At 60.8% G+C, this 23744-nt stretch carries 22 protein-coding genes and 1 pseudogene; 9 read left to right on the forward strand and 14 right to left on the reverse strand.

From position 1 onward, the window contains the following. Nucleotides 1-39: 39 nt before the first annotated feature. Nucleotides 40-678 carry a peroxiredoxin gene (locus tag AO064_RS19680; protein WP_015886425.1) on the reverse strand — a complete coding sequence of 213 codons (639 nt, stop codon included), beginning with the start codon at nucleotides 676-678 and terminating at the stop codon, nucleotides 40-42. Between the two features lie 292 nt (nucleotides 679-970). Then, nucleotides 971-2371 carry an OprD family porin gene (locus AO064_RS19685; RefSeq protein WP_064054365.1) on the reverse strand — a complete coding sequence of 467 codons (1401 nt, stop codon included), beginning with the start codon at nucleotides 2369-2371 and terminating at the stop codon, nucleotides 971-973. Between the two features lie 370 nt (nucleotides 2372-2741). Here AO064_RS19685 and tauA point away from each other — a divergent pair. Next, nucleotides 2742-3113 (forward strand): annotated as a pseudogene (gene tauA, locus AO064_RS31315) (taurine ABC transporter substrate-binding protein); the annotation flags it as partial. A gap of 167 nt (nucleotides 3114-3280) precedes the next feature. Here the strand turns inward: tauA and argA are convergent. Continuing rightward, nucleotides 3281-4582, reverse strand: a complete 1302-nt coding sequence (argA, locus tag AO064_RS19695) for an amino-acid N-acetyltransferase (protein WP_015886427.1) — start codon at nucleotides 4580-4582, stop codon at nucleotides 3281-3283. Nucleotides 4583-4717: 135 nt separating this feature from the next. Further along, a complete protein-coding gene (gene argE / locus AO064_RS19700) occupies nucleotides 4718-5866 on the reverse strand; it encodes an acetylornithine deacetylase (protein ID WP_046034906.1) in 1149 nt (382 codons plus the stop codon). A 158-nt stretch (nucleotides 5867-6024) separates the two neighbouring features. Here argE and AO064_RS19705 point away from each other — a divergent pair, with 158 nt between their 5' ends. Beyond that, entirely contained in the window at nucleotides 6025-7392 is a 1368-nt protein-coding gene (locus AO064_RS19705) for a CYTH domain-containing protein (protein WP_064054367.1), read from the forward strand. An 85-nt stretch (nucleotides 7393-7477) separates the two neighbouring features. On the opposite strand, the gene AO064_RS19710 is transcribed toward AO064_RS19705, so the two are convergent. Beyond that, nucleotides 7478-7948, reverse strand: coding sequence for an Lrp/AsnC family transcriptional regulator (locus tag AO064_RS19710; RefSeq protein ID WP_015886430.1), 471 nt, complete (start codon nucleotides 7946-7948; stop codon nucleotides 7478-7480). Nucleotides 7949-8075: 127 nt separating this feature from the next. On the opposite strand from AO064_RS19710, the gene AO064_RS19715 reads away from it, so the two are divergent. From AO064_RS19715 to AO064_RS19745, 7 genes are all read left to right on the forward strand, one after another. Then, entirely contained in the window at nucleotides 8076-8414 is a 339-nt protein-coding gene (locus tag AO064_RS19715) for a hypothetical protein (RefSeq protein WP_064054368.1), read from the forward strand. A gap of 82 nt (nucleotides 8415-8496) precedes the next feature. Then, nucleotides 8497-10176 carry a GspE/PulE family protein gene (locus AO064_RS19720; RefSeq protein WP_064054369.1) on the forward strand — a complete coding sequence of 560 codons (1680 nt, stop codon included), beginning with the start codon at nucleotides 8497-8499 and terminating at the stop codon, nucleotides 10174-10176. Nucleotides 10177-10253: 77 nt separating this feature from the next. Beyond that, a complete protein-coding gene (locus AO064_RS19725; RefSeq protein ID WP_010207363.1) occupies nucleotides 10254-11174 on the forward strand; it encodes an SPFH domain-containing protein in 921 nt (306 codons plus the stop codon). Between the two features lie 10 nt (nucleotides 11175-11184). Further along, nucleotides 11185-11631 (forward strand): NfeD family protein, encoded by a 447-nt coding sequence (locus AO064_RS19730; protein ID WP_015886433.1) that lies wholly within the window; start codon nucleotides 11185-11187, stop codon nucleotides 11629-11631. Between the two features lie 69 nt (nucleotides 11632-11700). Continuing rightward, nucleotides 11701-12015 (forward strand): DUF2388 domain-containing protein, encoded by a 315-nt coding sequence (locus tag AO064_RS19735; protein ID WP_003176799.1) that lies wholly within the window; start codon nucleotides 11701-11703, stop codon nucleotides 12013-12015. A gap of 188 nt (nucleotides 12016-12203) precedes the next feature. After that, nucleotides 12204-12869 (forward strand): outer membrane protein, encoded by a 666-nt coding sequence (locus AO064_RS19740; RefSeq protein ID WP_064054370.1) that lies wholly within the window; start codon nucleotides 12204-12206, stop codon nucleotides 12867-12869. 158 nt (nucleotides 12870-13027) lie between these two features. Beyond that, entirely contained in the window at nucleotides 13028-14167 is a 1140-nt protein-coding gene (locus tag AO064_RS19745; RefSeq protein WP_015886435.1) for a DegT/DnrJ/EryC1/StrS family aminotransferase, read from the forward strand. 41 nt (nucleotides 14168-14208) lie between these two features. Here AO064_RS19745 and gcvH read toward each other — a convergent pair whose 3' ends face one another. The 9 genes from gcvH to AO064_RS19790 all read right to left on the reverse strand — a co-directional run bounded on the left by gcvH (nucleotide 14209) and on the right by AO064_RS19790 (nucleotide 23689). After that, nucleotides 14209-14592 (reverse strand): glycine cleavage system protein GcvH, encoded by a 384-nt coding sequence (gene gcvH, locus AO064_RS19750; protein ID WP_015886436.1) that lies wholly within the window; start codon nucleotides 14590-14592, stop codon nucleotides 14209-14211. Nucleotides 14593-14645: 53 nt separating this feature from the next. After that, the gene (gene gcvT, locus AO064_RS19755) at nucleotides 14646-15728 is read right to left on the reverse strand and encodes a glycine cleavage system aminomethyltransferase GcvT (protein ID WP_064054371.1); all 1083 of its coding nucleotides are present in this window, start codon (nucleotides 15726-15728) and stop codon (nucleotides 14646-14648) included. A 156-nt stretch (nucleotides 15729-15884) separates the two neighbouring features. Next, a complete protein-coding gene (locus tag AO064_RS19760; RefSeq protein WP_064054372.1) occupies nucleotides 15885-17501 on the reverse strand; it encodes an ABC transporter permease in 1617 nt (538 codons plus the stop codon). A 231-nt stretch (nucleotides 17502-17732) separates the two neighbouring features. Further along, entirely contained in the window at nucleotides 17733-18737 is a 1005-nt protein-coding gene (locus AO064_RS19765) for an extracellular solute-binding protein (protein WP_064054373.1), read from the reverse strand. 162 nt (nucleotides 18738-18899) lie between these two features. Further along, the gene (locus AO064_RS19770) at nucleotides 18900-20117 is read right to left on the reverse strand and encodes a 2-octaprenyl-3-methyl-6-methoxy-1,4-benzoquinol hydroxylase (RefSeq protein WP_163825876.1); all 1218 of its coding nucleotides are present in this window, start codon (nucleotides 20115-20117) and stop codon (nucleotides 18900-18902) included. A gap of 9 nt (nucleotides 20118-20126) precedes the next feature. Further along, nucleotides 20127-20612 carry a DUF4442 domain-containing protein gene (locus AO064_RS19775; protein ID WP_064054375.1) on the reverse strand — a complete coding sequence of 162 codons (486 nt, stop codon included), beginning with the start codon at nucleotides 20610-20612 and terminating at the stop codon, nucleotides 20127-20129. Further along, nucleotides 20605-21792 (reverse strand): 2-octaprenyl-6-methoxyphenyl hydroxylase, encoded by a 1188-nt coding sequence (gene ubiH / locus AO064_RS19780; protein ID WP_015886442.1) that lies wholly within the window; start codon nucleotides 21790-21792, stop codon nucleotides 20605-20607. The genes AO064_RS19775 and ubiH overlap by 8 nt, the downstream gene beginning before the upstream one ends. After that, on the reverse strand, nucleotides 21789-23111 hold the full coding sequence (gene pepP / locus AO064_RS19785) for a Xaa-Pro aminopeptidase (RefSeq protein WP_064054376.1): 1323 nt from the start codon (nucleotides 23109-23111) through the stop codon (nucleotides 21789-21791). Before pepP ends, ubiH begins: the two co-directional genes overlap by 4 nt. A 20-nt stretch (nucleotides 23112-23131) precedes the next feature. Next, entirely contained in the window at nucleotides 23132-23689 is a 558-nt protein-coding gene (locus AO064_RS19790; protein WP_015886444.1) for a YecA/YgfB family protein, read from the reverse strand. Nucleotides 23690-23744: the final 55 nt, after the last annotated feature.

A 23744-nucleotide genomic window follows, 5' to 3' on the forward strand; every position in this document is an offset into this window, starting at 1 on the left:
CGGCGGGAGGGGGGCTTTTCCCCGATGCCTATATCCGCGTTAACGATTGGGTTGCGGGGTGAGTCGCAGGTACGGCTTCACTGCGCGATAACCCTTCGGAAAGCGCTTCTTGATTTCCTCTTCATCCTTGAGCGACGGCACGATCACCACTTCATCACCGTCCTGCCAGTTGGCGGGCGTGGCGACCTTGTGGTTGTCGGTGAGTTGCAACGAGTCAATCACCCGCAGGATTTCGTGGAAGTTGCGCCCGGTGCTGGCCGGGTAGGTGATGGTCAGGCGGATCTTCTTGTTCGGGTCGATCACGAACAAGGAACGCACGGTGAGCGTGTCACTGGCGTTGGGGTGGATCAGGTCATACAGGTCGGACACTTTGCGATCGGCGTCGGCCAGGATCGGGAAGTTGACGACAGTGTTCTGGGTTTCGTTGATGTCTTCGATCCACTTGTGGTGCGAGTCCACCGGGTCCACCGACAGGGCGATGGCCTTGACGCCACGCTGGGCGAATTCATCCTTGAGTTTGGCGGTGAAACCCAGCTCGGTGGTGCACACCGGCGTGAAGTCCGCTGGGTGGGAAAACAACACACCCCAGCTATCGCCCAGCCATTCGTGGAAACGAATCTTGCCGGCGCTGGAATCCTGTTCGAAGTCGGGGGCGATATCGCCCAGTCTTAGGCTCATGGTGTGGCTCCTGGTGAGTGCTTATGGAGCCCACTGTGCATGGATTGTGGATTATTTAAAAAGAATAAATATCGATTTATCTAGACGATAAAGGAATATTAAAAATCTGTTCATTGGACGGGCGTACGTGCGAGGAGCAACATCCATTTCAAGGTTTGAGAAGGCCTTGAGACGCTGTACACAGAGGGGTTCAGGAAGGGCTTGCGGGGGTTGAGCCCGACTTGAAAAGTAAGACACCTTGCCCGGTGTTGCGCCGGGCAAGGTTTTACAGGCTTACAACAGCTTCACGCTATTACAGCAGTGGCAGCGAGTAGCTGACGATCACACGGTTTTCGTCTTGATTGCGCTGACCAGCAATGTCGTTGCGCCACATAGCGTTTTTCCAGGCGACACCGACGTTCTTGAAGGTGCCTTCTGGTACGACGTAGGCAACGGTGATGTCACGTTCCCACTCGTTCGCGCCATTGGAGTTGACTTGGGTCTGAGCAACACCTACTCGGCCACGGGTATCAATGTTATCGCCACGCAGGTAAACCACACCAGCGGTCAAGCCGGGTACACCAACCTTGGCGAAGTCATAAGCGTAGCGAGCTTGCCAGGTACGCTCGCCTGCACGGGCGAACTTGGAGATTTGCGAGTCAGTGGTCAGGTAAGCCGACGAACCGTCGCCTTGGTTCAACCATGGGAAGTCGCTATCGCCATTGCTGACTTGGTAACCACCACCGAAGGTGTGACCTGCCACCGAGTACAGGAACAAGCCGCTGTACAGGTTGTTGTCCACTTTACCTTTGACGATATTGGCACCGGCAGCGTTAGTACCGTAGTCACCGCTGGTGAAGTAGTTCGCATCGTTGCTGTTGGAACCATCCGCGCGGCTATTGAAGTAGCGCAGGTCGGTTTTCAACACGCCAGGACCGATTGCCCAGTTGTGCAGCAGGCCCAGGAAGTGTTGCTTGTAGAACTGGTCCAGATTGCCGTAGTAGTACTGGGCAGTCAGGTCCTTGGTGATCTTGTAGTCACCACCGGCATACACGAACTTGTTGCTGTCGCGACCCGCGGCGGTACGGCCGTTGGCACCTGCGAGAGACAGGTTCTCGACGTTGCTGGAGTTACGACCCTTGGCCTTTTCGATCTGGCCGGCAACCAGGGTCAGGTCCTTGATGTCGTTGGTGGTGATCTGGCCACCCTGGAAGGTTTGCGGCAGCAGACGGCCATCGTTGGTCACGATAACAGGCAGCTTAGGCTGCAGGGTACCCAGCTTCAGCTCGGTCTGGGAGATCTTGACTTTAGCCGTCAGACCCAGGCTGGAGTAGTTATCAACGGCTTCGCCATTGGACTTGCTCGGGAAAACCGTGCCGCCGTATGACCCGGCGTTGCCAGCCGAAGCTGGGGTAGCGCCGTTGGTGCCGCCGCCCGAATCCAGGCGCACGCCCAGCAGGCCGATAGCGTCAAGACCGAAACCTACGGTGCCTTGGGTGTAACCGGAGATGAAACGCAGGTCAAAGGCTTGACCCCATTCTTCTTGCTTGTTCTGCGCGCCAGCCGCTTTGGTGGCGTCATCACGGTTGTCCGTGTTGATGTAAAAGTTACGCAGACCCAGTGTGGCCTTGCTGTCTTCGATAAAACCGGCAGCGCCTGCTTGCTGGGCGATTGCGCCCAAAGCTACAGCCAAAGCCAAGGTGGACTTCTTCATGTACCGCTCCTCTCATTTCTAATTTTTGTATTTCTTAGGTCTCGGGTCTAACGCCCTCGATCCACAGATGCGCGATTAGCACCGCATAGTGACTGACAAGTCAATCGTAACCTTGTGTGTCTACTACCTTCGTCTAACCGCAGTTGATTTGGTCCCTGCAGGGTAATGAGTTTTTCATACACCCAAAAAGAATTGTTTCATTCTTTTTCATACGATTTGGGAATAAGCCATTTCGTGACGCGGACAGGTCAGGGTAGACCAACCGCTCCATTAGCTAATGCCTAAAAGGTATTTCTTAACGCCTTTTTAGATCGAATAGCGTGGCCATACGGTTGCATACGTCACCTACGATCAAAAACGCGACGCCATCATGGCCAAACGCATATCCTCCCGTCAATTTGTTACAGTTTTTGTGTCACTAATTCTTTCTTTTGATGTCAAAGCCGCCCATTTGCGATCGCATACCGCAGCGGCTTCACGAAATCTACCCCTCGTTGCATCGTTAGTATCGGCCCAGATCAATACTTCTGAAGCATGAGCGGTGCATAACGGCGGCCACAATGTCGCAGCCCAGGACCTGATCGGAAGAACCATCGCCACACCGATCCTCTCAACCTCTCATAAAAGCCAGCTCGGCACGCTGAAGCCTTGGGGCCTGCATGCTCGGAAAGTGAATGTGTTGAACCTGAACGCGGCAGAAATTGCCGCTGAGTGGAAACGTAGCGAAATCGACGCTGTATTCGGGTGACAGCGCAATAATTCTCGAAACTGACAGCCTAAAAAACTACGGACATTTCCGAACTGCTGGCCAGCGTCCGATTGCCGGACGCCCAGACACCTCAGATACAATGTGGGAGCGAGCAAGGCCGTTCCCACATTTTCACACCTGTGTCGTTCCCGAAATCGGGTTTAGAGCGCCTTCTCGAAAATCTTCGAGTTACGCTGATAGTTGTACAGCGACGCCCGCGCCGACGGCAGACGGTCCACACTGCTCGGCACAAAGCCGCGCTCACGGAACCAGTGCGCGGTACGCGTGGTAAGCACGAACAAGGTCTTCAACCCCTGCGCCCGCGCACGGGTCTGGATACGCTCCAGCAACACATCACCCCGTGCGCCGTGGCGGTATTCCGGGTTCACCGCCAGGCAGGCCAACTCACCCGCGTCCGAATCGGCGATCTGATACAACGCCGCACAGGCGATGATCATGCCTTCGCGCTCCACCACGCTGAACTGCTCGATCTCACGCTCAAGCACTTCGCGCGAACGGCGCACCAGGATGCCCTGCTCTTCCAGCGGGCTGATCAGGTCGAGCAAGCCGCCGACATCTTCAATCGCCGCTTCACGCACCAGTTCGAACTGCTCCTGGGCCACCAGCGTACCGCCGCCGTCCCGTGTGAACAGTTCGGTGAGCAAGGCCCCGTCTTCGGCGTAGCTGACGATATGGCTGCGTCCTACGCCGCCCCGACAGGCCTCGGCGGCCGCATCCAGCAACTCGGCCTGGTAGTTGCTGCTGCCCAGGCGTTGCAGGTGAGCCGGCACTTGTTGCGGGCGCAACTCGCGCACCAGGCGACCGTTTTCATCGATCAAGCCCAGGTCGGCACCAAACAGCAGCAGCTTGTCGGCGCCCAGGTCGATGGCGGCGCGGGTAGCGACGTCTTCGCAGGCCAGGTTGAAGATCTCACCGGTCGGTGAATACCCCAGCGGCGACAGCAGCACGATGGAGCGTTCGTCCAGCAGGCGGTTGATGCCCTTGCGGTCGACACGACGCACTTCGCCGGTGTGGTGGTAGTCCACGCCTTCCAGTACGCCGATAGGACGTGCGGTTACGAAATTGCCGCTGGTCACGCGCAGGCGCGAGCCCTGCATCGGCGACGAGGCCATGTCCATCGACAGGCGTGCTTCGATGGCGATACGCAAGTGGCCGACGGCGTCGATCACACACTCCAGTGTCGCGGCATCGGTGATGCGCATGCCTTCGTGGTAAGTCGGAGTCAGGCCACGCGCCTCAAGGCGCACCTCAATCTGTGGGCGCGAACCGTGCACCAGCACCAGTCGCACGCCGAGGCTGTGGAGCAGCACCAGGTCGTGGACGATATTGCCGAAGTTGGGATGTTCCACACCATCGCCGGGCAGCATGACCACAAAGGTGCAGTCCCGGTGAGCGTTGATGTAGGGCGAAGCGTGACGAAGCCAATTGACGTATTCGGGCATGGAACCTGGGCCTGTAATAAAAAGCAGCCGAAAAAGGATGAGTCGTGAAAACGCACAGCGGGCTGATGGTTATCGTCGGAACAGGCTTGGCGACACGCTCACTCTCCTTCTATGTACGAATAGGCAGGGGTTAATTTATGCAGGTTTCAGGCAGTAATGTTCGATCAGTTCCCGCAATAGACGCACTGTAGGCGTCAAGCGTGACATTTCGAGGTACTCGCCCGGCTGGTGGGCGCAGGCGATGTCGCCGGGGCCGAGCACCAGGGTTTCACAACCAAGGCGCTGAAGATAAGGCGCTTCGGTGCCGAACGCTACTGCTTCGGCACGATGACCGGTCAATCGTTCCGCGACCCGCACCAGCTCGGCGTCTTCGACTTGCTCAAACGGCGGCACTTCGGGGAACAGCGGCGCATAGTCGATCTTGACCTGATGGCGCTCGGCCAAGGGTTCAAGCTTCTGCCGGATGGCCGCGCGCAGCACTTCGGGATCCATGCCCGGCAAAGGTCGCAGGTCGAATTCCAGGGAGCATTGGCCGCAGATGCGGTTGGGGTTGTCACCGCCGTGGATGCAACCGAAGTTCATGGTCGGCTGGGGCACACTGAATTGCGGGTTGCGGTACTCCCGCTGCCAGGCCAGGCGCAAACCACGCAGTTCGCCAATGGCGTCGTGCATGGCTTCCAGGGCACTGTGACCCAGGCGCGGGTCCGACGAGTGGCCGCTTTGCCCAAGAATGTCGATGCGCTCCATCATCACGCCTTTGTGCAGGCGGATCGGCTTGAGGCCGGTGGGCTCGCCGATCACGGCCGCACGGCCCAGGGGGCGACCCGCCTCGGCCAGTGCGCGCGCGCCGGACATCGAGCTTTCTTCATCGCAGGTCGCGAGGATCAGCAGTGGCTGCTTGAACGGTTGGTCCAGCAGCGGCAATACCGCTTCGATGGCCAGCGCGAAAAAGCCCTTCATGTCGCAACTGCCCAATCCTACCCAGCGGCCGTCGACTTCCGTCAGTTTGAGCGGATCAGTTTTCCACAACGCGGCGTCATAAGGGACGGTGTCGCTATGCCCCGCCAGCACCAAGCCGCCGGGGCCGCTGCCAAAACTGGCGAGCAGGTTGAACTTGCCGGGGCTGACGTGTTGGATGTCGATGGCGAAGCCCAGGTCTCCCAGCCAGCTGGCAAGCAAATCGATCACCGGGCGGTTGGTCTGGTCGAGAGACGCTTGGGTGCAACTGACCGAAGGCGCGGCAACCAGTGCGGCGAACTGCTCTTTCATGGACGGTAACGGCATGCGCGGTCTCTCAACTTCCCGGATGAACCTCACTATAGAGGCATCTGCACAACACAATAAACCGTTGCGGCACGTTGCCGGGCTCAGTCCTGTACACTGCACGACCTTGGCAGCCACACTTTTCCCCGGCTGCGCTCCCGATCCTGGATTTTCCGGCCATGCAGAAAGAAACCGAAATCAAGCTCCGCGTCAGCCGCGAAACACTCGCCGCGCTGCGTGAGCACCCGCTACTGAAAAAACGCAACAAAAGTGGCTGGGAACGCCGTGAGTTGATGAACCAATACTTCGACACCCCCGAGCGCGACCTGGCCCAGGCCAAAGTCGCCCTGCGCCTGCGCAAGGACGGTGACGACATCATCCAGACCCTCAAGACCCGTGGCCAGAGCGTCGCCGGCCTGTCGGAACGTAACGAATACAACTGGGAACTGCCCAAAGCCAAGCTCGACGTGAAGAAGCTCGACGGCGAATGCTGGCCAGAGCAGTTGGCCGAGCTGGACAAAAAGACCCTCAAGCCGATCTTCACCACCGACTTCGTGCGTGAACGCGCCGAAATCGCCTGGGGCCGTGGCAAGGCCAAGGTGGTCATCGAAGCCGCCCTGGACCTGGGCCATGTGGTGGTCGGCAAGCAGAAAGAAGAAATCTGTGAGCTGGAACTGGAACTGCGCGAAGGCGAACCGGCTGCCCTGCTGGAACTCGCCGCCGAACTGGCCGCCACCCTTGCCTTGATGCCATGCGACATCAGCAAAGCCGAGCGTGGCTATCGCCTGTACGACGCCAGCAGCTACTCCTTGAGCCTGCCGGCGCCGCAACTGCCGGCCGAAATGCCGCTGGACGACGCCTTCGCCGCGATCATGTGGCACTTGCTTGGCAGCAGCCAGCGCCTGGCCGAGCAATACCGTTTTAATGGCCACTGGCGCCTGCTGCAGGACTGGGTCGACAACCTCGGCGAACTGCGCGCCCTGATCGGTAGCCTCGGTCAGGCGGCACCGCGCCAATCCACCAGCGAACTGCGCAGCGCACTCGACGCCCTGCTGGAAGACTGGCGCCCGCTGGTGCAAGCCGGTGATGACGACGAAGACATTCGCAAAGCCGCACCGGAACAGTTCATCGCAGAATTGGACGACGTGCGTTGGGGCCTGTTCTCACTGAACGCTTCGCGCTGGCTGCTGGCCCGCACCTGGACCGCCGACCGCAACGTACGCGGCAACCGCCAGGGCGCTGCGCAAATCACCAACTGGCTGCCACGCCTGCTGGCCGACGATGCCGTCGCCCTGCAACTGCCGCGCTACCAGCAACAGCCGGAAGACCTGGCTGAGCAGCTGCCGCGCATCGAACGCATCCAGGCCTGGCTGCACCATGCGCGCCAGGTGGTGGATATTCCGGAACTGGACCGCCTGTACGGCGAGCTGAACAAGTTGGTGCAACTGGCCAACCAGCCGATCACCGACGAGTCGCTGGACGCGCGGATGCATCAGGCGATTGCGGTGTACCAGAACCGTGCGTGGAAGATGTTGCTGCGTCTGTAAGATCGCCATCGGGAGCAAGCCCCTCCCACATTTGAAATGCATTCCAAATGTGGGAGGGAGCTTGCTCCCGATGAGGCCGGTCCGGTCAGCGCAAGACCGGCAGGCTGGTCGTGGATTTGATCTCCGACAACGCCACAATCGAATTAACTTCCTGAATCCCCGGCACCATCGACAGCTTTTCAAAGAAAAACCGCTCATAGGCCTCGATGTCCGAGGTGACGATACGCAGCAGAAAATCCACCGCCCCCATCAGCACATAACACTCCAGCACTTCCGGAAACCCGCGAATCGCGTCGGTGAACTCGGTGAAGTTGGAGCGACCGTGGGCGTTGAGTTTCACCTCGGCGAAAATCTGCGTGTTGAGGCCGATCTTCTTGCGGTCCAACAAGGTCACTTGACCGCGAATCACGCCCTCTTCCTTGAGCCGTTGGATCCGTCGCCAGCACGGCGATTGAGACAGGCCGACCTGTTCGGCGATCTGCGCGCTGGAGAGCGAGGCGTCTTCTTGCAACAGGGCCAGGATACGGCGGTCGTAGGCGTCTAACTGGCTGTGCATATAAATACCCTTTATTGTGCCTATCTTGAATTGTACGATTCGATTAATCGCACAAAAGGCTCATCTTAGATAAGAAATCTCCGCGAGCGAATGTAAAAATTTCTCCAGTCGAATCTGGAGAGCCAGCATGCACGCCATCGAAACCACCCACCCTGTAACCCGCGCCGATGCGTGGGCCGTCAACAGTGCCCACTGCCAGGCGCATTACCGCATCGTCGCCGAGGCGGAACCGGATGTGTTGTGCCGGGTACTCAACTATTTCGCCCTGCAATTTCTCACGCCGCGACAGGTCACGGTGAACAGGGAAGATGACCTGCTGAACATCGATATCCTGACGGATGGCTTGAGCTGGCACCGCGCCCAGGTGATCGGTGAAAAGATTCGAAACCTGATCAGCGTGTGCTCGCTGGACGTGTGGTCGGCTGATTCGGCGGGGCCTCAGGCGGTGATGGCCGTTGCGCAGTAAAAACCTGCAATACACGCTGGGAGGTGGATATTCAGAGGCTGACTAGCCTGGGTTTTACACCCATTGCCCCAGGAAAACCTTCATGCTTGTTGATCAACGATTGGAACTGCATCAGCTGTTGCCGGCTTTGGTCGACGGGCGCCTGATCACACCCGAAGTGGCGCAGCGCTTGTCGGCGCTGCCGGCCAGCAACAGCCAGCATCCCCTGGAGAGCATCGCAGCCCAAGGCCCCAACCTGGAAACCCTGACCGAATGGCTTGCCCAGCATGCCGGGCAACCCTATCTGCGTATCGACCCGTTGAAGATCGATGTGGCAGCCGTGGTGCCGCTGATGTCTCACGCGTTCGCCCAACGTCATGCCATTCTCGCGGTGGCGGTGGACGCGCAGACCGTCACTGTCGCCAGCGCCCAACCCCACATCACCAGCTGGGAAGCCGGGCTGGCGCAGGTGCTCAAGCGTTCGATCAAACGCGTGGTGGCCAACCCGCAGGACATCGCGCGCTGCATCGGCGAGTTTTACCGGCTGGCCAAATCCGTCAGCGGTGCCGACCAAAGGGTCGCGGCGCCTGGCCACGTCGAATTGCTCAACCTCGGCGCCAGCGAGCAAGAGCCGGATGCCAATGACGCGCATATCGTCAACATCGTCGACTGGTTGTTGCAGTACGCCTTCGCACAGCGTGCCAGTGATATCCACATAGAGCCGTGCCGCGAACAGGGCCGGGTACGCTTTCGTATCGACGGGCTGCTGCATGACGTCTATCAGTTTCCGCCCCAGGTCACGATGGCGGTGGTCAGCCGCCTGAAAAGCCTGGGCCGTATGAACGTGGCGGAAAAGCGTCGGCCCCAGGACGGCCGGGTCAAGACCAAAAGCCCGACAGGCGCGGAAGTGGAGCTGCGCCTTTCCACCTTGCCCACGGCGTTTGGCGAGAAGCTGGTGATGCGGATCTTCGACCCGCAGGTGTTGCTCAAAGGCTTTGACCAGTTGGGCTTGTCTGCTGATGACCAACAGCGCTGGCACGTCATGACCAGCCAGACCAATGGCATCATCCTGGTCACCGGCCCTACCGGTTCGGGCAAGACCAGCACCCTCTACACGACGCTCAGGCAACTGGCGACCCGGGAGGTCAACCTGTGCACCGTGGAAGACCCGGTCGAGATGGTCGAGCCGGCATTCAACCAGATGCAGGTGCAGCACAACATCGACCTGACCTTTGCCAGCGGCATCCGCGCCCTGCTGCGCCAGGACCCGGACATCATCATGATCGGCGAGATTCGCGACCAGGAAACCGCTGAAATGGCGATCCAAGCCGCGTTGACCGGACACTTGGTGCTGTCGACCCTGCATACCAACGATGCACCCAGTGCCATCAGCCGCTTGCAGGAACTGGGAGTTGCTCATTATTTGATCAAAGCAACGCTACTGGGCGTGATGGCGCAGCGCTTGGTGCGGGTTTTGTGCCCCCACTGCAAGCGTGCACGGGGTGACGTGCATGAGGCCGTGGGGTGCGTTGAATGTAGAAACAGCGGTTATCGGGGACGCGCCGGCGTATACGAAATCATGGTGTTGAACGAAGCACTGAAGACGCTGATCACGCCCGGCGCCGACGTGCAGGCGCTGCGTCAGGCGGCGGTGGCACAAGGTATGTGCAGCCTGCGCATGGCTGGCGTGCAAAAGGTCCAGGCAGGGCTGACCACCCTGACGGAGGTATTGCGGGTGACCCCTGGGGATTCGGTAACAAATCCTTTGTTTGTTACGCGGTGAAACCGTTCTTATCGGTGACAACACCGTTACAATCGGCCGAACGTCGTTTCACTGACACCATCAGATAGGGAATCGCTATGCAGATCGGAACCGTACTGCTTCTTTTCGTGGGCTTGGCCATCGCCATCCTGTTCATGGGCTTCAAGGTCGTCCCCCAGGGTTACCAATGGACGGTCGAGCGTTTCGGCCGCTACACCAACACCCTCAAGCCTGGCCTGAACATCATCATCCCGGTCATGGACCGCATCGGCCGCAAGATCAACGTGATGGAAAGCGTGCTGGACATCCCGCCCCAGGAAGTCATCACCGCCGACAACGCCACCGTGCAGATCGACGCCGTGTGCTTCTTCCAGGTGGTCAACACGGCCCAGGCCGCCTACGAGGTCAACAACCTCGAACATGCCATCCGCAACCTGCTGCAAACCAACATCCGTACCGTGCTCGGCTCCATGGAGCTGGATGCCATGCTCAGCCAGCGTGACGGCATCAACGAAAAACTGCTGAAAACCGTGGACGAAGCCACGGCACCTTGGGGCATCAAGATCACCCGTATCGAGATCAAGGACATCAGCCCGCCGGCCGACCTGATGGCCGCCATGTCGGGCCAGATGAAAGCCGAGCGGATCAAGCGTGCGCAAATCCTCGAAGCCGAAGGCCTGCGCGCCTCGGCGATCCTGACTGCCGAAGGCAAGAAGCAGGCGCAGATCCTTGAGGCTGAAGGTAGCCGCCAAGCGGCGTTCCTTGAGTCCGAGGCCCGCGAACGTCAGGCCGAAGCGGAAGCCCGTGCCACCCAGGTCGTGTCCGAGGCGATCGCATCGGGCAACGTGCAGGCGGTCAATTACTTCGTCGCGCAGAAATACATCGATGCCCTGGGCAAGCTGGCTTCGGCCAACAACAGCAAGGTCATCCTGATGCCGCTGGAAGCCAGCCAAGTCATCGGCGCGGTCGGCGGTATCGGCGAGATCGTCAAGGCGACGTTCGACAACAAGAAAGGCTGAGGCCATCGCCATGTGGGATTTCCTGCAGCATCTGTCGTTCTGGGATTGGCTGGCACTGGGTACCGTGCTGTTGATTCTTGAAGTGTTTGGCGCCGGTGGTTACCTGTTGTGGATGGGTATCGCAGCGGCCGCCGTGGGTGTGATCAAGTTCCTGGTGCCGCCTCTTGGGCTGGAATGGCAACTCCTGCTGTTTGCCGTGTTGTCGATCCTGACAGCGGTGTATTGGTGGAAGCGCCAACGCAGCAGCGCCAAGGCCAGTGACCAGCCAGGCTTGAACGAGCGTGGCTCGGAGCTGATCGGCCGCACCTTCGTGGTGCATCAGGCGATTGTAGATGGCCGGGGCAAGGTAAAGGTCGGCGATGGCGTGTGGATGGTGACCGGCCCGGACAGCCCCGTAGGCGCTCAAGTACGGGTGGTTGGCCAGGAAGGCGTGGTGTTAAAGGTTGAAACTGTTTAGTCAGTGATGGAACTCGATTGGCCTAACTACAATCATAAACTACAGATAACCCACCCGGAGTCACCCATCATGCGTCTCAAATATGCTGTCGCAACCCTCGCTGTGCTTTCCCTCCCTGTCGGTTCAGCCATGGCCGACAGTTTCTGGCGCAATGTCATCTCGTCGGGCGCCACTACCGGCTCGACGTACCTGACCTTCAAAGACCACAAGCTGGTGGTTGCCGCGCAAGATGACGCAGGCAGCTTTGTTGCCAGCGACGGCGGCATCCGTGGCCCGTACCTGGAAGCCGCGATGCAGAAAGTCCGCGCCGATAACCCTGGCCTGCAGGCCACGGACATGGAGCTGGCCAACGCCATCCTCGCGAAAAACGCCGTCACCGAATAACTCGGGCTCGATAAAAAATGCCGCTTTTGACAGCGGCATTTTTTTGTCTTCAATTCCTACGGTCATCGCCGCTGATTACTACATAAGCATCCCTGCTTTCCCAAGTGAACACGGAGAAGTCCTGTCGAGCCTCACCCTGCCAGGCAACAAGCTAAGGGTTCCTTTTTAAATAAAGCGAACCACTGCCCATGCACACGCTTGCCTACGCACTGCTGCTCTCTGCATTTGCCACCCCTTACGCACAAGCGGAAAGCTGGTACGGATCAGCCAAAATCAACAGCGCTCGCCAGAATCTCTCCAGCTCGCTGCTGACCAGCCCACGCGTCACTGACAGGGTGGACGCCCCGGATAGCAGCAAGTCATTTGTGGCCTCTTTCGCCGCGGGCTATGCCTTTGACAATGGCTGGCGCCTCGAAGGGGAATACACCATGCCGAACAACTCGACATTCAAATCCCACTGGGCCCCCTTCAATGCCAACGTCAACAGCCTGCATGTCCAGAGCCAACGCTTGATGCTCAATGGCTATAAAGACATCCCGATCAACCCATGGTTGTCGTTCTACGGCATGGCCGGGGTGGGCGTCGCACGCATTGAAGCCGAGGGCTATCAAACCAATGAGACCCGTCGTTTCGCCAGCAACCGCCAGCATCATTTCGCCTACAGCGTAGGCATGGGGCTGGAGGCCAAGGTCAGTGAGCAAATCACGCTGGGTGCCGGCTATCGTTACATCGCAATGGGCGATGTTGAAACCGGCTACAACACTTTCGCAAACCGTGTGAACGCTCGGGATGAGCAACTCAAAGGTACGCTCAAGGAACAGAATGTGTTTCTGGAGGCGCGCTATTCCTTCTGAAACCCAGTAGGAAATGCCGCTTTCGAAGCGGCATTTTTTAACCGGACGGTGACGATTCATTCACAGGCGACAGGCTATATTCAGTCAAGCCGTGCAACCATGCCGGTACTGATACCTCGCTTACTCATCGCCAATCTGAAACGGATGCCTTCGTCGTCATGAGCCAACAGCCCTTCCTGCCGTTTTCCAAACCCACCATTGATGAAGCCACCATCTCCGCGGTCGGCGATGTACTGCGTTCGGGCTGGATTACCAGCGGGCCGAAAGTGCAGGCCTTCGAAGCGCAGTTGTCGGAATACTTTGGCGGACGGCCGGTGCGCACGTTCAACTCGGGCACCTGCACCATGGAGATTGCCTTGCGCATTGCCGGTATCGGGCCAGGCGATGAAGTCATCACCACGCCGATCTCCTGGGTGGCCACGGCCAACGTGATCCTGGAAGTGGGTGCCACACCGGTGTTTGCCGATATTGACCCGGTGACCCGCAATCTCGACCTGGTACAGGTGGAGGCTGCCATCACCCCGCGCACCAAGGCGATCATCCCGGTGTACCTGGCCGGCCTGCCCTTGGACATGCCGATGCTGTATGCACTGGCCAACAAGTACAACCTGCGCATCGTCGAGGACGCAGCGCAGGCGCTGGGTTCCAGCTGGGATGGCGAACGTATCGGCGCCACTGGGGATTTCGTGTCGTTCAGCTTCCAGGCCAACAAGAACATCACCTCTTCCGAAGGCGGTTGCCTGGTGTTGAACAACGCCGAGGAAGCGCGGCTGGCAGAGAAGTACCGCCTGCAAGGCGTTACCCGCAGCGGCTTCGATGGTCTGGACGTGGACGTGCTGGGCGGCAAGTTCAATATGACCGACATCGCCGCCGCCATTGGCCTGGGGCAATTTGCCCATATCGAGAAGATCACCGCACACCGCCAGCACCTGGCGCGCCACTATTTCAAATGCTTTGGCAGTGATTTCGAAGAGCAATACGGCGCACAGCTGCCGCCGGCTGATTTCGAAAATAGCAACTGGCACCTGTTCCAGTTGGTACTGCCGGAGCGCCACGACGGCCTACCGGCCCGCGCCACCTTCATGGAGCAGATGCAGGCCCACGGGGTCGGCATTGGCTATCACTATCCGCCGATCCACCTGCTGAGCCTTTATCGGGCGCAGGGGTTCAAGGAAGGTATGTTTCCGGTGGCGGAGAAGGTGGGGCGTTTGATCGTGTCACTGCCGATGTTTACGGCGATGACTGAGGCGGATGTGGAGCGCTCGGTGGCAGCGGTGAAGGCGGTTCTACAGCGCTGAAACACATTGCGGGAGCCGGATAACCGGCTCCCGCAACAGGATCACTCGCCGATGGCGGCTTTGTAGCCAGCAGCATCCAGCAGTTTTTCCAGGTCAGCCGGGTTGCCAGGCTTGAGCTTGAAGATCCACGCGCCGTACGGGTCGGAGTTGAGCAGCTCGGGGCTACCGCTCAGTTCTTCGTTGACGGCAATCACTTCGCCCGCAATCGGAGCGTAGATATCCGAGGCGGCCTTCACCGACTCAACCACGCCCGCTTGGCCCGCAGCGTCAAACTGAGCGCCAACTTCGGCCAATTCAACAAACACCACATCACCCAACGCTTCCTGAGCGTGGTCGGAGATACCGACGGTCACAGTGCCGTCAGCTTCCAGGCGCGCCCATTCGTGGCTTTCGGCGAAACGCAGGTCGGCAGGGATATCGCTCATAGTCTGTGTCCTCAAGAAGTAATGTCAGCGGCCTTCGGCCTGCCGGAAATAGGTTAGATCAAGGTTTTGCCATGGCGCACGAAGGTCGGTTTGACCACTCGAACCGGGTACCACTTGCCGCGGATTTCCACTTCGGCCCGATCAGCGGTTGCCGTCGGTACACGCGCCAGGGCAATGGATTTGCTCAGCGTAGGAGAGAAACTACCACTGGTGATCTCCCCTTCGCCAATATTGGCGATACGAACCACCTGGTGAGCGCGTAAAACCCCGCGTTCTTCCAGTACCAGCCCGACCAGTTTGAACTGCACGCCGGCTGCTTTTTCCGCTTCCAGCGCAGCGCGGCCAATGAAATGACGCTCGGCAGGCTCCCAGGCGATACTCCAGGCCATGTTCGAAGCCAAGGGCGAAACGCTCTGGTGGATGTCCTGGCCGTACAGGTTCATACCGGCTTCGAGACGCAGCGTATCGCGGGCGCCGAGACCAATGGGTGAAATACCAGCGCCCACCAGGTCGTTGAAAAAACCCGGCGCCTGATCAGCCGGCAAGACAATCTCCAGGCCATCTTCCCCGGTATAACCCGTACGCGCGATAAACCAATCGCCATCAACCTGGCCCTCGAAGGGCTTGAGCTGGTGAATCAGCGTGCCACGAGACTGGGTGACCAACTCGGCGATCTTCTGCCGGGCGTGGGGACCTTGAATGGCCAGCATCGCCAACTCAGGCCGCTCATGCAGTTGCACTTGGTAATTGCCCAGTTGCGCATGCATCCAGGCCATGTCCTGGTCGCGAGTGGCGGCATTGACCACCAGCCGATAGGCGGCCTCGGTACGGTAGACAATCATGTCGTCCACCACGCCGCCCTTTTCGTTGAGCATGGCGCTGTACAACGCACGGCCACAGCCATGCAGACGTTCGACATCATTGGCCAGCAGGCGCTGGAGCCATTCCTTGGCCTGGGGGCCGGTGACATCGATCACGGTCATATGAGATACATCGAACACCCCGCAGTCGCGTCGCACCTGGTGGTGTTCTTCAACTTGCGAGCCGTAGTGCAGAGGCATATCCCAACCGCCAAAATCGACCATTTTCGCGCCGAGGGCGAGATGCAGGTCATACAGAGGCGTACGCTGTCCCATGGGTTTCTCCTTCCGGGCTTGGCGAAGGTGCGCAGCATCGCTGTTCGTGCCGGACACCTTGAATTACAAGGCCTGCAGCCACGTCCAGCGACTCGATCCGAAAGACGGACCGCACCGAATGCCGCGCATTGTAGCCGCAAGCCGTAGGACTGGCACCTAACCGATTTGCCGGGCGGAGCGTCGGATCAGCCCGATCACCGGCAACAGGCCCACCAGCACTAGGGTCAGCGCAGGTAAAGACGCCCGGGCCCACTCGCCTTCACTGGTCATTTCAAAGATCCGCACCGCCAGCGTGTCCCAGCCGAACGGGCGCATCAGCAGGGTAGCGGGCATTTCCTTGAGCACGTCGACGAACACCAGCAACGCTGCGCTCAAGGTGCCCGGCAACAACAACGGCAGATACACTTTGCAAAACAGTCGTGGACCGCTGACGCCAAGACTGCGTGCCGCTTCCGGCAACGAGGGCCGGATACGCGCCAGGCTGTTTTCCAACGGCCCGTAGGCCACCGCCAGGAATCGCACCAGATACGCCAGCACCAACGCCGACAGGCTGCCCAACAGCAACGGTTTGCCCGCACCACCGAGCCAGCCGGACAGCGGCACCACCAGTTCACGGTCCAGGTAGCTGAACGCCAACATGATCGACACTGCCAGCACCGAGCCCGGCAATGCATAGCCGACATTGGCCAGGCTGATGCCGGAGCGGATCGCCCGTGTCGGCGCCAGGCGGTTGGCGAAGGCCAGCACCAGTGCCACGCTGACGGTGATCAGGGCAGCGATGCCACCCAGGTACAGGGTGTGGAGGATCAGTCCGGAATAACGCTCATCCAGATCGAAGCGGCCGCGCTGCCAGAACCAGGCGAACAATTGCAGCATCGGGATGACAAACGCACAGGCGAACACGAGCCCACACCCGCTACTGGCCGCCGCCGCCTTGAACCCGCGCAGCTGATACAGCGCCTGGCCCCGTGGCCGCTCATTGCTCGGTCGGCTCGCGCCCCGGGCACGCCGTTCGCCGTACAGCACCAGCATCACCACCAGCAGCAACAGGCTGGCCAATTGGGCGGCGCTGGAAAGGCTGAAAAAGCCGTACCAGGTCTTGTAGATGGCCGTGGTGAAGGTGTCGAAGTTGAACACCGAGACTGCACCGAAATCCGCCAGGGTTTCCATCAATGCCAACGCCACCCCGGCACCAATCGCCGGCCGCGCCATGGGCAGTGCCACGTGCCAGAACGCTCGCCACGGCGATTGGCCGAGCACCCGCGCTGCTTCCATCAGGCCTTTGCCCTGGGCCAGGAACGCGGAGCGCGCCAGCAAGTAGACGTAGGGGTAGAACACCAGCACGAGGACGATGATCACACCACTGGTGGAGCGCACCCGTGGCAGACGCAGGCCGGTGCCGAACCATTCGCGCAGCAGGGTTTGCACAGGCCCTGAGAAGTCCAGCAAGCCGACGAATACAAACGCCAGCACATAAGCCGGTATGGCGAAGGGCAGCATCAGCGCCCAGTCGAGCCAGCGTCGGCCGGGGAATTCGCAAAGGCTAGTGAGCCAGGCCAGGCTCACGCCTAATAGGGTTACGCCAACACCGACACCCAGCACCAGCGTCAGCGTGTTGCCCAGCAGGCGGGGCATCTGGGTTTCCCAGAGGTGAGACCAGATTTGCGCGTCGATACTCTGCCAGGACAGCAACAGCACGCTCAGCGGCAGCAGCACCAGGGCGGCGACGGTAAAGACCGGCAGGTACCAGCGGCGTTGGGCGGGGTGGGCCAAAGTCAGTTCTCAGTGAATGAATAGCTTGAAATCGCCGCAACCCAATGTGGGAGGGGGCTTGCTGTGGTGAGGGAGCTTGCCCCCGACGGGTTCACTGCAGAACCTTGGGGCTGCTCCGCAGCCCAGCGCGGGGCAAGCCCGCTCACCACAGGAAGCTCGCTCATCACAGGAAGCCCGGTCACTACAGCAAGCCCCTCCCACATTTGGATCTACGGTGCCCGGCAGAGGTACTTAGTTCCAGCCAGCGCGATCCATCAGGCGAATGGCTTCAGCCTGGCGCTTGCCCGCCACTTCCACCGGCAAGGTATCAGCCACGAACTTGCCCCAGGTCGCCACTTCGGCCGACGGCGGTACCGCCGGGTTGGCCGGGAACTCTTGGTTCACGTCGGCAAAGATCTTCTGCGCCTCAGGCGTGGTCATCCATTCCACCAGCGCCTCGGCGGCTTCCGGGTGCGGCGCGTGTTTGGTCAGGCCGATGCCCGACAAATTCACGTGCACACCACGGTCGCCCTGGTTCGGCCAGAACAGCTTCACCGCCAGGTCCGGCTTCTGCTTGTGCAGGCGGCCGTAGTAGTAGGTGTTGACGATGCCCACATCGCACTGGCCGGCATTGATGGCTTCGAGCACGGCGATGTCGTCGGAGAATACGTCGGTGGACAGGTTGTTGACCCAACCCTTGACGATTTCCTCGGTCTTGGCCGCGCCGTGGGTTTCGATCAGGGTGGCGGTCAGCGACTGGTTGTAGACTTTTTTCGCCGTACGCAGGCACAGGCGGCCTTCCCACTGTTTGTCGGCCAGGGCTTCGTAGGTGGTGAGGTCACCCGGTTTTACCCGGTCGGTGGAGTAGGCAATGGTCCGCGCGCGCAGGCTCAAGCCCGTCCAGGCGTGCTTTGAAGAGCGGTACTGCAGGGGGATGTTCTTGTCGATGACCGCGGAGGTGAAGGGTTGCAGAATGCCCATTTGCTCGGCCTGCCAGAGGTTGCCGGCATCCACGGTGAGCAGCAGGTCGGCAGTGGCGTTCTCGCCCTCGGCCTTGATGCGCTGCATCAGCGGGGCTTCCTTGTCAGTGATGAACTTCACCTGCACGCCAGTCTTCTGAGTGTAGGCATCGAACACCGGCTTGATCAGCTCGTCGATGCGCGAGGAGTAGACCACCACTTCGTCGGCGGCCTGCAAGGTCGTGCTGCCGATCAAGGTGAGTGCCAGGGCAGTCAGGAGGCGCTTGGGTGCCAACATGGGGGCGGTCTCTCATTTGCAAAAAGAGGGCAAATGATAAGGACTGGCATTTAGTGGCGCTTGGTGGAGGCGTTACCAGATGTTGCATAGTCAGCTTTTTGCGGTGGAGCTGATGGCCTCTTCGCGGGCAAGCCCGCTCCCACAGGGGACCGGGCGTCAATGTCAGGGTTTTGCCAGGTCAGGTAGATCGCCGGTCAGGCCCAGCGCCTGGCGTACAAACACGGCCTTGGCTTCAGGCATCTGGTCGACCATCTTCAAGCCAGCATTGCGCAACCAGCGCAACGGCAGTTGATCGGCCTGGAACAGACGCTCGAAACCCTCCATCGCCGCCATCAACGCCAAGTTATGCGGCATGCGCCGACGCTCATAACGGCTCAGCACCTTCACATCCGCCAGCCGCTCACCACGCTCGGTTGCCGCCAACAACACCTCGGCCAACACCGCCGCATCGAGGAAACCCAGGTTCACACCCTGCCCCGCCAACGGGTGTATCACGTGCGCCGCGTCTCCGATCAACGCCAGGCCCTCAGCCACGTAACGCTTGGCGTGACGCTGGCGCAAAGGCACGCACACACGCGGGTCGGCGCTCACCACGGTCCCCAACCGCCCTTCAAAGGCGCGCTCCAGTTCACCGCAGAAGCTTTCATCGTCCAACGCCATCAGGCGCTCGGACTCGGCCGGCGTGGTCGACCACACGATCGAGCACCAATCCTCCTGCCCATCCCGCACCAGCGGCAAAAACGCCAGCGGCCCGGTGTCGGTAAACCGTTGCCACGCCGTGCGCTGGTGCGGCTGGCTGCTGCGCACGCTGGTGACGATGGCGTTATGCAGGTAATCCCATTCGCGGGTCGCGGTGCCGGTCAGCCGGCGCACGGCGGAGTGGGCGCCGTCGGCGGCTACCACCAGCGGCGCACGCAACTTACGGCCATCGGCCAACGTCAGCAGCCAGTCATCGCCGGAGCGGCGCATCTGTTCCAGGCGGGCATTGGCCAGCAGGCCCAGGTCGCAGTCATGCAGGCGGTCGAGCAAGGCATCCTGAACCACGCGGTTCTCGACGATGTGCCCAAGCACCTCGGCATGCACGCTGGCCGCCGAAAAGTGGATCTGCCCGGTGCCACTGCCGTCCCACACCTGCATCTCGCCGTAGGGGCTGGCGCGCCGCGAGACGATACCGTCCCACACGCCCAGGCGCTCGAGGATGCGCTGGCTGGCGGCCGACAAGGCGCTCACCCGGGGCTCGAAGGCCGCATCACGGTCGAACGGCTTGACGCTCAACGGGCTGCCGTCGAGCAACAGCACCTGCAGGCCACTGCCCTGCAACGCAAGCGCCAAGGCGCTTCCGACCATTCCGGCCCCGACAATCAGCACATCTGCGCGCATGTCCATGCTTTAAGCCTGTCTCACTGGCGGCTTGCGCCGCACGTAAAGGGTTTTTTCGACCCGCGCCACCAGGGTGCCGGAGCCGTCATGAATCTGCACCTTGAGGTGGGGCAGGTACTTCTCGCCCCCTTCGGTGTGTCGACGGACCTCGTCCAGCAAGGCCTCGTCGATGGAAAATTCGGCATACACCGGGCCTTTGCCCGGCGACACGAAGTCAATGCTCGCGGCCTTGTCCCACACAATGTAGTCGCGGCCCAGGTTCTCCATCAGCATCAGCATGTAGAACGGGTCAACCATCGAATACAGGCTGCCGCCGAATTGCGTGCCGACATAGTTGCGGTTGTACCAGCCCAGACCCATGCGCACTTTGACGTGACGGAAATCGGCGCTCATGTGCCGGACGCTGACCCCCGCCCCCAAGTACGGCGGATACAGGGTCATGATCCAGCGCAATAACCGCGCCTTGCCCAGGCGCTCGATCAACCACTTACGCATCGGGACGCGTGCCCAGGCCCATGGCCTGACGGGCGAACCAGCGTTTGGCCGGTGGCAAAAGGTCCAGGCCCAGCAGGCCCATGTTGCGGCCCAGCGCCACCAGCGGCTGGGCGCTGCCGAACAGGCGCGTGACCTGGTCGGAGAAGCCCACGGTGAGTTTCTGGTCCAAGCGCTGGCGTTCGCGATAGCCCTGCAAGGTCGCCAGGTCACCCGGCACTTGCGGCCCGGCCAGCAAGGCCTCGGCCAAGGCATTCGCATCGCGCAGGGACAGGTTGAAGCCTTGCCCGGCAATCGGGTGCAGGCTGTGGGCGGCGTTGCCGAGGATCGCCAGGTGGGAACGCACCTGCTCTTCGGCTTCGACCAAGGTCAGAGGGTACAGATGGCGGGCGCCGACTTGCTTGAGGGTGCCCAGGCGGTAGCCGAACACGCCCTGCAATTCACTCAAGAAGCTGCGTTCGTCGAGGTTGGCCAGGCGCTGTGCGTCCATGCCGATGCGGGTCCAGACCAGGGCGCAACGGTTGTCCGGCAGCGGCAACAGGGCCATCGGGCCCTCATCGGTAAAGCGTTCGAAGGCTTCGCCGTTATGAGACTCGCTCGGGGTAATGTTGGCGATCAGCGCGCTCTGGTTGTACGGGCGGGTTTTCACGCCGATGCCCAGCTGTTCGCGCAGTCCGGAGCGGCCACCATCGGCCAGTACGGCGAGGTCGCATTCCAGTACGGTTTCATCGTTGAGGGTCAGGCGGTAGCCATCGGCCAGCGGCTCCATGCGTGTAACTTCCGCCGGGCAACGCCAGCTGACCACGTCTTTGTCCAGGCCTTGCCACAGGCATTGGCCCAGCCAGGCGTTTTCCACCACGTAACCGAGGGCCGGCACGCCCTCCTCCATGGCAGACAACCGTGCGGTGGAGAAACGCCCACGATCCGACACGTGGATTTGCTTGATCGGCTCGGCACGGCGGGAAATGTCCTGCCACAGGCCCAGGCGCTGATAGATCTGCCGGGCGCCATAGGACAGCGCCGAAGACCGCGCATCGTAGCTCGGCTGGTAGCTGTCGCCCGGCGCGAAGGGTTCGATCAGCACGATCTTCCAGCCACGGGCCTTGGCCCCGGCCTGCAACGCCAGCGCCAGGCTGGCGCCTACCAAGCCACCGCCGATAATGGCCAGGTTGACCCGGCTCATCGGGCAGCCGCCATCAGCGCTTCGATGTCGGCGACAGTCTTGGGCACGCCGCCGGTCAGGATTTCACAGCCTTGCTTGGTCACTACCACGTCGTCCTCGATGCGTACGCCAATGCCACGCCATTTCTTTGCCACGTTCTGGTTGTCCGGCGAAATGTAGATCCCCGGCTCCACGGTCAACGCCATGCCGACTTCCAGCACACGCCATTCACCGCCCACTTTGTACTCGCCCACGTCATGCACATCCATGCCCAGCCAATGGCCGGCGCGGTGCATGTAGAAGGCTTTATAGGCTTCGCCGGCGATCAACTCGTCGACGTCGCCCTGCAACAAGCCCAACTTTACCAGCCCGGCGGTGATGACCTGCACCGTGGCCTCATGGGCCTGGTTCCAATGTTTGTCCGGGGCGATTTCGGCGAAGGCGGCTTCCTGGGAGGCCAGCACAATCTCGTAGATCGCCCTCTGTTCCGGCGAGAACTTGCCGTTGACCGGCCAGGTACGGGTGATGTCGCTGGCGTAGCAGTCGATCTCACAACCGGCGTCGATCAGCACCAGGTCGCCGTCCTTGAGCAGCGCGTCGTTTTGCTGGTAATGCAGGATGCAGCTGTTGCGCCCGGCGGCGACGATGGAACCGTAGGCCGGCATCTTTGCGCCGCCCTTGCGGAACTCATAGTCCAATTCTGCTTCCAGGCTGAACTCATGCAAACCGGCGCGGCTGGCCTGCATCGCCTTCACGTGGGCGGCGCAGGAGATTCGGGCCGCCTCGCGCATCACCTTCAGCTCTGCCGCCGATTTATACAGGCGCATGTCGTGGAGCAGATGATCCAGGGCAACGAATTCGTTCGGCGGCTGGGCGCCCAGGTGCGCTTTAGAGCGGATCACGTTGATCCACTCCATCAGGTGCCGGTCGAATTCGGCGTTGCTGCCCATCGCCGAGTACACCCGGTCGCGGCCTTCGATCAGGCCGGGCAGGATGTCGTCGATATCGGTGATAGGGAAGGCATCGTCGGCACCGAAGTCACGGATCGCGCCTTCGGTGCCGGCGCGCAGGCCATCCCACAGCTCGCGTTCGACATTGCGCTCGCGGCAGAACAGCACGTACTCGCCGTGCTGGCGACCGGGCATCAACACGATCACGGCTTCCGGCTCGGGGAAACCACTCAGGTACTGGAAGTCACTGTCCTGGCGGTACACGTGCTCGACATCGCGATTGCGGATCGCCACGGCGGCGGCCGGCAGGATCGCGATGCTGTTGGGTTCCATCTGCGCCATGAGCGCCTTGCGGCGTCGGGTGTATTCCGCTTTGGGGATATGGATCATGGGCAGATTGGCTTCCTTTCTTAGTGCAGCGACGGCTTGGGTGCAGCAGGCTCAGCGGACTTCTTGGTCTCGGTGAACAGCAGCAGCGGCGCAACGCGCAGGTACTCCATCACCTCCATGTAGTCGCCTTCGCCGTCTTCGGACTCTTCCAGGGCGTCCTGCACCTGGGAGATGGCTGCCAGGTCCTGCAGCACTTCCTTGGCGTCGGTGCTCAGTTCCAGGCCACCGGCGTTCACGCCGAAACCGTGGAGGAAGCCCTGGCACCATTGGCCCAGTGCAGCCGCGCGCTCGGTGAGCGGCGCGTCGTCGGTCGGCAGCAGCAGGACCACGGTGACGTCGTCACCGGTCAGCTCGCCCTTGACCATCTCTTGCAGGCCGATCAGCGCGTTGCGCACGTTGTCGGTCGGTTCGGTTTCCAGCAGCTCGGCCACGTCAGCCAGCCAGTTGTCGGCATCAAAGCCAACGCCGGTGCAGCTGCGGCCCAGCAACACGCCGTGCAGTTCGGCAGGCGAGCATGGGTGGCCGCTGGTGCTCAGCAGTTTGGAAAAAGCGTCGTACGGGGAGTTCTGAATAGGCATGGTGAGCTAGGCGCCAGACGGCGCAATGTCTAGAATGGAGCGCTGTATCCTAGCA

It is taken from the genome of Pseudomonas marginalis (genome assembly GCF_001645105.1).
Classification (GTDB): Bacteria; Pseudomonadota; Gammaproteobacteria; order Pseudomonadales; family Pseudomonadaceae; genus Aquipseudomonas; species Aquipseudomonas petroselini.